At 44.3% G+C, this 11,997-nt stretch carries 12 protein-coding genes; all 12 read right to left on the reverse strand.

Annotated elements, in window-relative coordinates:
* Window positions 1–63: 63 nt before the first annotated feature.
* Complete coding sequence (locus L3J70_09560) at window positions 64–1,344, reverse strand: hypothetical protein (protein ID MCF6236598.1); 1,281 nt, start codon at window positions 1,342–1,344, stop codon at window positions 64–66.
* Between the two features lie 13 nt (window positions 1,345–1,357).
* The gene (gene rimI, locus L3J70_09565) at window positions 1,358–1,816 is read right to left on the reverse strand and encodes a ribosomal protein S18-alanine N-acetyltransferase (GenBank protein ID MCF6236599.1); all 459 of its coding nucleotides are present in this window, start codon (window positions 1,814–1,816) and stop codon (window positions 1,358–1,360) included.
* 20 nt (window positions 1,817–1,836) lie between these two features.
* Window positions 1,837–2,484, reverse strand: a complete 648-nt coding sequence (locus L3J70_09570) for a uracil-DNA glycosylase (protein ID MCF6236600.1) — start codon at window positions 2,482–2,484, stop codon at window positions 1,837–1,839.
* A gap of 56 nt (window positions 2,485–2,540) precedes the next feature.
* Window positions 2,541–4,076 carry a 2-isopropylmalate synthase gene (locus L3J70_09575; protein MCF6236601.1) on the reverse strand — a complete coding sequence of 512 codons (1,536 nt, stop codon included), beginning with the start codon at window positions 4,074–4,076 and terminating at the stop codon, window positions 2,541–2,543.
* A gap of 296 nt (window positions 4,077–4,372) precedes the next feature.
* Window positions 4,373–4,879 (reverse strand): SPOR domain-containing protein, encoded by a 507-nt coding sequence (locus L3J70_09580; protein ID MCF6236602.1) that lies wholly within the window; start codon window positions 4,877–4,879, stop codon window positions 4,373–4,375.
* A 151-nt stretch (window positions 4,880–5,030) separates the two neighbouring features.
* A complete protein-coding gene (locus L3J70_09585; protein MCF6236603.1) occupies window positions 5,031–6,200 on the reverse strand; it encodes a peptidoglycan-binding protein in 1,170 nt (389 codons plus the stop codon).
* Window positions 6,201–6,328: 128 nt separating this feature from the next.
* Window positions 6,329–7,072 carry a CDP-diacylglycerol--serine O-phosphatidyltransferase gene (gene pssA / locus L3J70_09590; protein MCF6236604.1) on the reverse strand — a complete coding sequence of 248 codons (744 nt, stop codon included), beginning with the start codon at window positions 7,070–7,072 and terminating at the stop codon, window positions 6,329–6,331.
* A 33-nt stretch (window positions 7,073–7,105) separates the two neighbouring features.
* Window positions 7,106–8,368, reverse strand: coding sequence for a bifunctional tetrahydrofolate synthase/dihydrofolate synthase (gene folC, locus L3J70_09595; protein MCF6236605.1), 1,263 nt, complete (start codon window positions 8,366–8,368; stop codon window positions 7,106–7,108).
* An 11-nt stretch (window positions 8,369–8,379) separates the two neighbouring features.
* Window positions 8,380–9,279 (reverse strand): acetyl-CoA carboxylase, carboxyltransferase subunit beta, encoded by a 900-nt coding sequence (gene accD / locus L3J70_09600; protein ID MCF6236606.1) that lies wholly within the window; start codon window positions 9,277–9,279, stop codon window positions 8,380–8,382.
* A 27-nt stretch (window positions 9,280–9,306) separates the two neighbouring features.
* The gene (gene trpA, locus L3J70_09605) at window positions 9,307–10,113 is read right to left on the reverse strand and encodes a tryptophan synthase subunit alpha (protein MCF6236607.1); all 807 of its coding nucleotides are present in this window, start codon (window positions 10,111–10,113) and stop codon (window positions 9,307–9,309) included.
* Window positions 10,110–11,300, reverse strand: coding sequence for a tryptophan synthase subunit beta (trpB, locus tag L3J70_09610; protein ID MCF6236608.1), 1,191 nt, complete (start codon window positions 11,298–11,300; stop codon window positions 10,110–10,112). Before trpB ends, trpA begins: the two co-directional genes overlap by 4 nt.
* 28 nt (window positions 11,301–11,328) lie before the next feature.
* Entirely contained in the window at window positions 11,329–11,955 is a 627-nt protein-coding gene (locus L3J70_09615) for a phosphoribosylanthranilate isomerase (protein MCF6236609.1), read from the reverse strand.
* Window positions 11,956–11,997 lie beyond the last annotated feature (42 nt).

The raw sequence follows: 11,997 nt of genomic DNA on the forward strand, positions 1-11,997 counted from the left end.
ATATTTATCGAATCAGAAATGCAAACAAACCGTAACTATTTCGTTCACTCCTGAAAGCTGAATCTATACTCCGCTAAAACACTCATCATACAATAAATGCAAACCGAGATGTGCTGTTTTTAATGCCTCACTTTGTGAAGCCAACAACTGGCTAATCCTCTTTTTTTCTATATTAGCTAATAAAAGCTGTCGAACCAGATTAAAAGGTACGACACCCTCTTGCGAACAATCACCTTCAATGGTAAGGGTTTGAGCCAATTCAGGCTCATTAAGTAGCAACCAAGCAGGAAAGTGATAAACATTTAAAGCAGGCTTAACTCGAATATCCCGCCACTCTAACCATGCCAAACGCACCGCAGGGTCAGGCAACACAGGGTCACTCATCACCTGTTCTGCAAAATCAGGAAAGCCCCAGCATAATTGACACCACAAACCAAGAGCCTCAAGCCGCTCACTCATTTGATAAAGTGCTTTTGCCAGTCGAGTACACAATATAGGCTGACTCTTCCAATCTGGAACAGCAAGAACAGATTCACGCACTCCAGGCCAATCCAGCAATTCACTCAATACCCAGGAGCAATGCAATTTAGGAGTCTCAATATCAAAGGAACGCCCAGATAAAGCATCACTCAAAACATGCCAAAGTGGAGCAATAATATCTCGCGCCTTCCCTCCAGCAAGCTCATGAACAAACGGCATAATATAACGCTCCAGAACCATCACATCCTGCTCAACACGCCTGCCATACTGCCCACACTCGAGAGATTTCATCGCATCGCAAAATAACTTTCCAGGCTTGATAAAGTGGTGATTCGGCTCACAGAGCAACAGATCATTTAATATTTTTTTTGTCTCTGATATACGCCGATCAAGCAAGGAGTGACATAGCGCTTCAGCAATAATCGAAGTGCGATCATCTAAAAAAAGGTCTAACTGTGGGACACCGCTTTTTAAACGCGTGAAATGTGTCTGGTAGAGAGCAGAAATTTCATCACTGTTTCTTTCACAAAAGAACAACAAACCCTCGCCTTTAACTCCCCATCGACGATAGGAATGCACTTCAGCTTGCATTCCTAAATGCTGCAACCAAAGTGCGGCTTGATTTAAACGTTCTCGAAGCGCATCAATCGCACCATCAACAACCTGCTCAAGAGATGCTTTTTTTCCATAACGCCAAGCTTCGTAATTTTCGTACTTCAGAAAGCCTTCATGAAGTAAAAGCTCGACAGGAGAATATGTACCCTGTGTTTGCAATAGATAATCAATTGATGCCTGTAGTTTTGGCTCAATGGAGTAATTTATTTTACGTTTGCGCGCCATACCTGGAGCCTCACAACTGTTCATTCTCCCTTTAGATTTAAGGAAGTGATCCTTTTAACTCAAACGCCATAACAACAGCATCTTCACGGTTTTCATGAGCTGGATAATAACCTTTGCGCAGACCCACCTCACTAAAACCAATACGACTGTAAAATTCAATCGCTCTTTTATTAGAACGACGAACTTCAAGAAAAGCGGCTTTAACTTTAACACGACATGCATACAGCAACAAACGCATTAACATGGATCGCCCTACCCCTTGTCGCTGCATTTTAAACTTGACACAAAGATTTAAAATCTGGGCTTCGTCAGCAACGCAGGAGATCACACCATAAGCAATAATCACTTCATGCTCGACCATAACGCAAGCATAATAGCCATCACCCAAACAACTTTTGAAAATATTTTCACTCCATGGAAACTCAAATTCAGATTCTTCAATAGCACAAACAGAGATTAGATCTGCATCCGTCATATTTCTAAATTCTGGCTCCAAACATAGCTCCATATTAAAAATTAGCCATAAAATATGGATTGGGCTCGCTGAAGGTCAATCCAGGCTTTGCGCTTCTCTCTGGGCGAACGTAATAAATAGGCAGGGTGATACGTCACAACGACAGGAATATCACTCTCACCATAAGTATAGTTTTGACCACGCATTTTCCCTATCGGTGTATCCGTTTTCAACAAGTTCTGGGCAGCAACACGCCCAACCGCTAAAATTATTTTTGGCTGAATGAGTAATATCTGTTGTTTTAAGTAGCCCTCACATGATGTCACTTCTTCAGGAGTAGGGTCACGATTTCGTGGTGGACGACATTTGAGGATATTCGCAATGTAAACCTGATCTCGAGGCAGCCCAATAGCAAGCAGCATGGCATTAAGCAGCTGCCCAGCTCGCCCAACAAAAGGTTCACCCTGGCGATCTTCATCAGCACCTGGTGCTTCCCCAACCACCAACCAATCAGCCTTTTGATTTCCAACACCAAAAACGGCTTGCGTACGTGTTTCAGATAGACCACAAGCGGTACAAGAGCCAACTTCAGGTCGCAGTGCTTGCCAATCAAGAGGGGCTTCAATATCTTGCGATACCTCTGAAGCCACCTCTTTTTGATCAGACGGCAAGTCATGATCTTGCCGTGATTGCCAGACTTGTATCCCCATCGCTTCGAGATACTGATGCCGTATATATTCTGGCAACTGCAAGATTTTAACCTCCGTCAAACCTGTGGATGCGCACGGTCACAAGGCACAAGTACTTTATTGATTGCATTTATGTACGCTTTAGCAGATGCCTTAACAATATCAGTATCTGCACCTTGCCCATTAACAACTCGGCTCTCTTTCTCGATGCGTACACTGACTTCACCTTGAGAGTCAGTTCCCTTAGTAATGTTGTTGACAGAGTATATTTGAAGCTTAACACCACTACCTACAATTGACTCAATTGCCTTATACGTTGCATCAACAGGGCCACTACCCAATGATTCACCCTTTTTTTCTTCGCCATTAAACATCAAAGTCACAACAGCCAAAGGTGTTTCTCCCGTCTCAGAACAGACTTTAAGAGAGATTAATTTTACGCACTCATTTTTTGCCGCAATACTGATATCAGTGACCAAAGCCATAAGGTCATCATCATAGATTTCGTGTTTTTTATCCGCAAGCGCTTTAAATTGAACAAAGGCACTATTAACAGCCTCTTCTGAATCAAAATCAAAACCCAACTCTTTAAGGCGTGTACGGAAAGCATTACGCCCAGAGTGCTTTCCAAGCACCATCCGATTAGCGCTCCATCCTACGTCTTCAGCACGCATAATTTCGTATGTTTCACGATTCTTTAACACACCATCCTGATGAATCCCAGACTCATGAGCAAAAGCATTCGCTCCAACAATCGCTTTGTTGGGTTGCACTGCAAATCCAGTAATACCTGACACCAGACGACTGCACGGTACAATTTGTGTTGTATCAATATTGACCTGACAGGAAAAAAGATCCTGACGAGTGCGCACCGCCATAACAACTTCTTCCAATGCCGCATTACCCGCACGTTCGCCTAAACCATTTATTGTACATTCAACCTGGCGTGCACCGTGTGCGACAGCAGAAAGTGAGTTTGCAACAGCCACACCCAGATCATTATGGCAATGCACCGAAAATATCGCTCTATCTGAATTTGGAACATGCTTGATCAAACGTTCGATCAAATCACCAAACTGATGAGGCAAATTGTATCCAACGGTATCAGGGATATTAACTGTACGAGCTCCGGCATCAATCACCGCTTCAAGCACACGACATAAAAAATCAAAATCTGAACGCCCTGCATCTTCAGGGGAAAACTCTACGTCATCGGTATATTGCCTTGCATGTTTCACTGCCATCACCGCCTGTTCGACCACTTGATCAGGCTCCATACGTAATTTCATTTTCATATGGATCGGTGAAGTTGCAAGGAAGGTATGAATACGACGGCGTGATGCACCTTTAAGCGCCTCAGCAGCACGATCAATATCACGCGTCAAGGCTCGTGCCAGAGCACATACTGTGCTATTTTCAACTGTATTCGCAACCGCTTGCACAGATTCAAAATCACCCTGACTTGCAACAGGAAAGCCCGCTTCGATCACATCAACACCTAACCGCTCAAGCCCTTTAGCGATAAGCACTTTTTCATCACGCGTCATTGAAGCGCCAGGACTCTGCTCGCCATCACGCAACGTAGTATCAAAAATAATTAATTTATCACTCATCATCGACCCCAAAAGCTGCGGTACTGTCTAATACATACCACATCAAAATTTCATGTAAATTTAATAGTTTGGCTGCGTTTTTCCTCGCCAGGTGGAATTGCGTGGCCTGCCTTACGGCAGTCGCAGAGTGAATAAAAGATAAGATATAAAAGAAAAACAGAATGCACACGCAAAACCCTTATTACCAAAAAAGAATAAGGATTCAAAAAAATTATGCGTTGTATTGAATATGTTCATGACATTACAGAGCGTATATTGATTTTAGTCACCTGTAAACTAAAATCAATCTATCGCCATTATTGCATGACTTTACGAGCATAATCAGATAACGGGATAAACTGCCCATCCTCATCAATATGCAAAATACCGTCCAGATAAATGACACTTTCTCGCTGGAGGTCGGATAATTGATTCCATATTTTCAATGATTCTGGATTAATATTTTTTTCATTACTGAATGAAGAAGTTACTGGAAATATCTCAGCCATCGGTATATCTTCATCAAAACTGGATATACCAGCACCTGCCGAAGTCAAAAATGCATCACGGAATCCAGCATCACGAATCGTCCGCAAAACAGCGACTGCCTCAGATCGAGAAGCATAGTGACCAAGCTTTATTAGTGTAAGACCATACACTGACTCCTCGGTATATAATGCACCATACTCTTCAGCAGCACTAAAGATATTCATATCTGGATTTTTATATGCGCCCAACTGAATCGAATAAGAACCATTATCAGCATCAGCCTGGGTATTAAACCCTGCCAAGAATAAAATCAAAAATAAAATTATTACTTTCATAAAAATTATTGCCTATAAATACACTTGAAACCACTCTGATCAGGCCAATTATCTCATGCTCACCAAGCCACTAACCGAAGCGTCATTATACAAAAAAAGGCTCAGCAGAAGCGGAGCCTTTTTTATCACACAAAATATAACCTAAACAAGATTAGCTTGGATTCACACCGAGTGCTTTCACAGTTTTAATATTCAGGTACTTATCAACTGGCAACTTATTTGCTTTTTGAAAAGATTTAACTGCTCTCATTGTTTCCCACCCAATCACACCGTCAATCGGGCCGGGGTTATACCCCTTAGCTTTCAAGGCACGCTGAATAGTCGTGATTTTACTTCTCGTCATATTAGTTTCACAAAGAATTTCACGCCATTCCATATGACCATCTTTAACTTTCTCAGTACGAGTAACCGTCTGATACTCTTCAGGAATAGTGATTCGCTTCTCTTGAGCCGGTGAAACCAACTTTGTAACTTTAACCGTTTTATATTTAGCTGGAATGGCCACTTGACGGGTTGTCGCAGCGCTATCAACTATTTTTTTCTTCACAGTTTTATAAACTGCTGGCTCATCAATAGTACGAGTTGTCGCGGGTGTTTTAACAACACGCTTTGTAACTGTTTTATAAACAGCAGGCACTTCGACAAGACACATGATCTCGCCAGTTGCATCATTAATTTTCTGTATGGGTCCTGTACCTTTTTGCCACTCAGTGTGAGCCGCTTTAACCAGCACTTTTTCAGACTCTGTTCCATAAGTCGCTGGCACTTTTACCAAGCGCTGTGTTGCAGGTTTTACAAGTACACGCTCTTCAGTCCATTTATAGGTTGCAGGAATAACTTCCAAGCGAGTTGACTCCTCCTGAACCAATACACGCTCTGTCACAGTTTCATAACGAGCCGGAATGATTTCCATTCGCTCTGAAGCAGCTCTTTTTAATACTTTTTCAGTAACTGTTTTATGCACAGGCTCAACAAATGCACGAGCAAAACATTCACCTGGACCCGCATTAGGCGGAAACAATGCGTCACCACTCGCGACCATCGGAGCCGGTGCAATAGCTGTCTGGCTTTCCAGTGAAGTCACCCGAGATTGAGCAACTGACAACTGCTCTTCCAACTGGGCTGTTTGAGAACCCACTTGTGACTCACGCTCTAGAAGCTTTGCTTCACGCGCTTTAAGCTCTGTCAGTTGCGCTTCAAGCGCAGCAGATTTTTCATTTTCAATCGCACTGGCTGCCTTATCTCCAGTCGCACTACAAGCAGAAAGTAACACACCAATGGCAACAGCAGGTGCAACCTTTGTAAAAAGAGGTTTCATCATTATTATTTCTCCCATCCAAACCAAATTTTGATTATTATCGAACGCACATTTCAACCTCAAGTCCAGCACGAGGTAGATCCCAGCTCAAATTATAAAATAAAACCAGCTCAATTAAAATATAAGTAGATTCACTTACTTGAATTGCTACGTTTACTACGCAATTTCCATAAGGTAATAGCAACACCAGAAACAGCATAAACAAAGGCCGTCGCAAACAGAATCTGTGAAGGACTGATTGATATAAAAACAAAAATGAGAACAACCACTAAAATTGCAACAAACGGAACCTTACCTCTCAGATCAAAATCTTTAAAACTATGGTAACGAACATTGCTCACCATTAGTAAGCCCGCAGCAATCGTCAATACAAAGGCAAACCCCGCATAACTATCACCTTCAACTTGATATTCAGCTCCAACCCAAACCATCCCTGCAATTAACGCGGCAGCAGCGGGACTGGCCAACCCCTGAAAGAAACCTTTGCCAACTGCCCTTGCTTGCGTATTAAATCGAGCCAATCGCAATGCTGCCGCCGCCGTGTATAAAAATGCGGCCAACCAACCTAACTTCCCCATGGTTTGCAACGCCCATATATAGATGACCAAAGCTGGCGCTATTCCAAATGAAATCATATCTGCCAAACTATCGTACTCTTTACCAAAGTCACTCTGCGTATTTGTCCAGCGCGCGATACGGCCATCAATACCATCCATTAACATCGCAACAAATATCGCAACAGCCGCCGCTTCAAAACGCTCATCCATAGCAGCCACAATTGCAAAAAAACCAGCAAAAAGGCCAGCCGTAGTAAATAAGTTAGGCAGCAGATAGATACCCTTGTGACGCTTTGTTTCATTTAAATCATTCCCCATAACCCCACCTTTTTTATTATGACTATTTTTAAATTAACTCAATACTTGGGAAACCGTATAAAAAGAACCAAACACAACAATACGGTCTTGCTGCTCCGCTACTGATAATGCCGCCTGGTGTGCAGCCAGCACACCATCATACGTAGTAATTGGCTTGCTCACTCCAGCTTCACCAAGAACGGTTACCAACTCATTTGAAGTCAGGCCACGCGAAACATCCAGCTCGGCAACATACCAGCGATCCACAACATGAGCCAACTCCTGAACAACTCCAGCAACATCCTTATCACGTAACATTCCCACCACAGCAAATGTTTCACCCTTTTGCACTTCACTTTGCAACGTCTCTGCTAAAGTGCGTGCCGCTTGAGGATTATGTGCCACATCAAAAATTTGCTGAATACCACTCTCAGATATAACCACCTGCATTCGACCATTCAACTTAACCTGAAGCAGACCTTGGCAAATAGCTTCACGAGTCACATTCAGTTCAGATGACAGCTGTTCAAGAACCATTAAAACAGCTGCGGCATTCTGTTTTTGAAATACACCCTTCAGGCTCGGCAAGGGCAGCCCTTCAATACGAGCCCTCCTTCCTTGCCAACTCCAACCTTCAGCATGATCCGAAAGTTCAAAATCTACACCCGCTCGATAAAGTGATGCACCTATTGAATCAGCATGAGAGAGTAGGCTCTTAGGTGGATTGATATCGCCACAGACAGCGGCTTTTTCAGAACGAAATATACCGGCTTTCTCAAATCCAATCGCTTCTCGATCAGACCCTAGCCACTCCACATGGTCGATATCAATCGTCGTCACCAAAGCAACATCTGCATCTAGCACATTAGTTGCATCCAGACGACCGCCCAACCCCACTTCAAGAATAACGACATCAAGCGGAGCTCGGTAAAAAATATCAATCGCCGCTAATGTGCCAAATTCGAAATAGGTCAAAGAGGTTGATTGACGTGCCTGATCCACATGATCAAACGCATCACAAATCATATCGTCGCTGACAGCATGGCCATCAAGCCGAATACGTTCATTATAGGTAAACAGATGTGGAGAGGAGTAAGTGCCTACACGATAACCCGCAGCCAGTAATATTGATTCAAGCATCGCAACAGAAGAACCTTTACCATTGGTTCCAGCCACCGTAATTAATTGAAAATCACGTGTTTTTAACGCAAGACGATCAAGCACTTCGCGCACCCGACCCAAGCCCAAATCAATTGTAGATGGGTGCAGCGACTCTTGCCACTGCAACCACTCATCAAGCGTATTAAAACGAGCCAAGCTAATACCCGCTAAACAACAGGGCCCGACAACACGTCATCTTCATCCTGTTTTTTAATCGGCTGTTGAGTCAATATCGCCAACATATTATGCAATCGATCACGCATATGGCGGCGATCTACAATCATGTCAACTACACCATGATCTTGCAGAAATTCACTGCGCTGAAAGCCTTCGGGCAGCGTTTCACGAACAGTTTGTTCAATAACGCGTGGCCCGGCAAAGCCAATAAGCGCTTTAGGTTCAGCCACATTAATATCCCCCAGCATCGCCAGACTTGCTGAGACTCCGCCCATGGTAGGGTCAGTCATCACTGAGATAAATGGAATGCCCTTTTTACTCAAACGTGCTAATGCTGCGCTGGTTTTTGCCATCTGCATCAAAGAGAAAAGCCCCTCCTGCATTCTTGCACCACCACTGGCGGTGAAACAGATAAATGGACTATTTTTTTCAATACAGATATCAACACCGCGTACAAATCGCTCCCCCACCACAGAGGCCATTGACCCACCCATAAAACGAAATTCAAATGCAGCAGCCACCACAGGCAACTCTTTGAGCTGCCCTTGCATCACGATCAATGCATCCTTTTCATCTGTATTTTTTTGTGCTTGATTTAAACGGTCACGATATTTTTTACTATCACGGAATTTGAGAATATCAATAGGCTCAAGATCAGCGCCAATCTCTTCACCACTCTCTTTATCTAAAAACAGATTCAGCCGTAAGCGCGCACCAATTCGCTCATGATGGTCACATTTTGGGCAAACATAATGGTTACGCTTCAGCTCGGCACGATACAACATCGACGTACACGAAGAGCATTTTGTCCAAACGCCTTCAGGGACTGATTTCTTGCCAGCACTCTCTGTTCGGATTTGTGAAGGTAATAAATTGGATAGCCAGCTCATTTTTTAATTTCCAGATTATAAAATAACTCAATTTGCATCCATCGCTTGCCGCATAGAACGAAGCACACTGGATATATCACTGATTAGACGATCACTTCTACCATTGGACTCTTCAACTTTTCGCACCAATGCACTGCCTACAATCACTGCGTCTGCAATTTTTGAAACGGCTGCCGCTGAGCTTGCATCTTTAATGCCAAAACCAACACCAATCGGTAAATCAGTCAAACGACGAATCTGCGCCACCTTCTCTTCGACAGCGCCAACATCAAGATTACCTGCGCCCGTAATTCCTTTAACAGCCACATAATAAACAAAACCACTGGCAACTGCACATATCTTGCTGATACGCGCTTCATTTGTGGTGGGTGATAACAAAAATATCGGGTCACATGGCTGACCTTTCAAAGCAAGCAATAAGTCACCCGCTTCCTCAGGGGGCAGATCAACCGTCAATACACCATCCACACCCGCTTGGCCTGCTGCCTGCGCAAAGTGCTTGACTCCCATCACTTCAATCGGATTCAAGTAGCCCATCAAAATCACAGGCGTTTTATTATCGACTTCACGAAAATGTTGCACCATCGCCAGCACATCTTTTAGGCTGACATTATGTTTCAAGGCTCGCTCACTGGCCTTTTGAATCACTGGCCCATCGGCCATCGGATCAGAAAAGGGCACACCCAGCTCAATAATATTCGCACCCGCCTTGACCATTGCATGCATCAAAGGCACCGTCACTTCGGGTGCAGGGTCACCCGCCGTCACATAAGGAACCAGCGCCTTGCGCCCTTCAGCACGCAGTTCGTTAAAACAGTTTTTTATACGACTCATACTGTAATTCCCTCCAGCGCCGCAACAGTGTGGATGTCTTTATCGCCTCGCCCTGAAAGATTAATAATAATATTTTTATCTTTATCCATCGTTGCTGCCAGTTTTGCACCGTATGCCAAAGCATGACTCGATTCCAAGGCGGGCATGATGCCTTCGATACGAGTTAACGTATGAAATGCAGCGAGCGCTTCATCATCCGTGATAGCGACATACTCTGCCGCACCACAATCTTTTAACCAAGCATGCTCTGGGCCTACCCCTGGATAATCCAGCCCCGCTGAAATAGAGTGAGTTTCAATAATCTGACCATTGTCATCCTCCATCAAATAGGTTCGATTGCCATGAAGCACACCCGGCCGACCTTTACAAAGCGGCGCGGCATGGCGACCTGTTTCAAGCCCATCACCGGCAGCCTCTACACCGTATTTTTTTACAGTATGATCATTCAGAAAAGGATAAAACAACCCCATCGCATTAGAGCCTCCACCGACACATGCCACCAACGCATCAGGCAAACGCCCTGCTTGCTCTTGAATTTGCTCACGCGCTTCGCGGCCGATAATCGCTTGAAAATCACGCACCATGACAGGATAAGGATGCGGCCCTGCTACCGTACCGATAATGTAGAACGTATTATCAATATTGGTCACCCAATCTCGCATCGCTTCGTTCAGTGCATCTTTCAATGTTTTGGAGCCCGATTCAACGGGAATCACTGTCGCACCCAACAACTTCATTCGATAAACATTAATCGCCTGGCGTTTGATATCTTCAGAGCCCATGTAAACCACACACTCCAAACCAAAACGAGCAGCCACGGTAGCCGTTGCCACACCATGCTGACCCGCACCCGTTTCAGCAATCACACGCGGTTTACCCATCGCTTTCGCAAGCAGAGCCTGGCCTACAGTGTTATTCACCTTGTGCGCGCCGGTATGGTTCAAATCTTCTCGTTTCAGATAAATTTGTGCGCCACCTATCTTCTGACTCCAACGTTCAGCATGGTAGAGCGGCGAAGGGCGACCGACAAAATGCGTCAAATCATGATCCAATGCTTTAATAAAGGCAGGATCTTTCATGTGAGTTTCATAAGCCTCGCGTAACTCTTCCAGCGGCCCCATCAATGTTTCAGCGGCAAAGATTCCGCCGTAAGGCCCGAAGTGGCCGCGCTCATCAGGCAGGGACATTAAATCTATAGCGCTATTTTGTCCGACATTATTTTGAATCGACACTTATTACACCTTCTACAAATTCAAACATTTTCAAGGGATCTTTAATGCCCTTGCTCAACTCAATACCACCACTCACGTCAACCGCGTAAGGTTGTACTTGCATGATCGCTTCTACAACATTTGTTGGTTTTAAACCACCGGCCAGAATAATCGGCTTACGTAACCCTGCTGGGATTGCTGCCCACTCAAATGTATTTCCCGTTCCACCTGGTACTCCTTTTTGATACGCATCAAGCAACAGAGCTTGCGCTGAACTATAGTGATGAGCTTCTGCTTTCAAATCAACACCATCACGCATACGAATCGCTTTAATATAGGGCTTCCCATAAGCTTCACAGCATTGCACAGACTCATCGCCGTGAAACTGCAAAACATCCAGATGCACGTTGGCCAAAATATTTTTAATTTCAGGCTCAGCCGCATTCACAAACAGACCAACGACACTCACAAAAGGTGGCAGCAGGTGCACAATATCTTGCGCGCACTGAATATCCACCGCACGCGGACTCGGCGCATAAAAAACCAGACCAATGGCATCCACTCCCATTGATGCGGCTTTAAAAGCATCTTCAGGCTGAGTGAAGCCACACATTTTAATACGAGTACGCATGATTAAAACCGTTTACACAATGTGCGGAAGGATACCGCACTT

It is taken from the genome of Gammaproteobacteria bacterium (genome assembly GCA_021648145.1).
Lineage (GTDB): Bacteria > Pseudomonadota > Gammaproteobacteria > JAADGQ01 > JAADGQ01 > S141-38.

Coding starts and splice junctions, on each gene's coding strand:
- L3J70_09560 (MCF6236598.1), bottom strand. CDS start 1,344: ATGAACAGTTGTGAGGCTCCAGGTATGGCGCGCAAACGTAAAATAAAT.
- L3J70_09570 (MCF6236600.1), bottom strand. CDS start 2,484: ATGGGGATACAAGTCTGGCAATCACGGCAAGATCATGACTTGCCGTCT.
- L3J70_09575 (MCF6236601.1), bottom strand. CDS start 4,076: ATGAGTGATAAATTAATTATTTTTGATACTACGTTGCGTGATGGCGAG.
- L3J70_09580 (MCF6236602.1), bottom strand. CDS start 4,879: ATGAAAGTAATAATTTTATTTTTGATTTTATTCTTGGCAGGGTTTAAT.
- L3J70_09585 (MCF6236603.1), bottom strand. CDS start 6,200: ATGATGAAACCTCTTTTTACAAAGGTTGCACCTGCTGTTGCCATTGGT.
- pssA (MCF6236604.1), bottom strand. CDS start 7,072: ATGGGGAATGATTTAAATGAAACAAAGCGTCACAAGGGTATCTATCTG.
- accD (MCF6236606.1), bottom strand. CDS start 9,279: ATGAGCTGGCTATCCAATTTATTACCTTCACAAATCCGAACAGAGAGT.
- trpA (MCF6236607.1), bottom strand. CDS start 10,113: ATGAGTCGTATAAAAAACTGTTTTAACGAACTGCGTGCTGAAGGGCGC.
- trpB (MCF6236608.1), bottom strand. CDS start 11,300: ATGTCCCTGCCTGATGAGCGCGGCCACTTCGGGCCTTACGGCGGAATC.
- L3J70_09615 (MCF6236609.1), bottom strand. CDS start 11,955: ATGCGTACTCGTATTAAAATGTGTGGCTTCACTCAGCCTGAAGATGCT.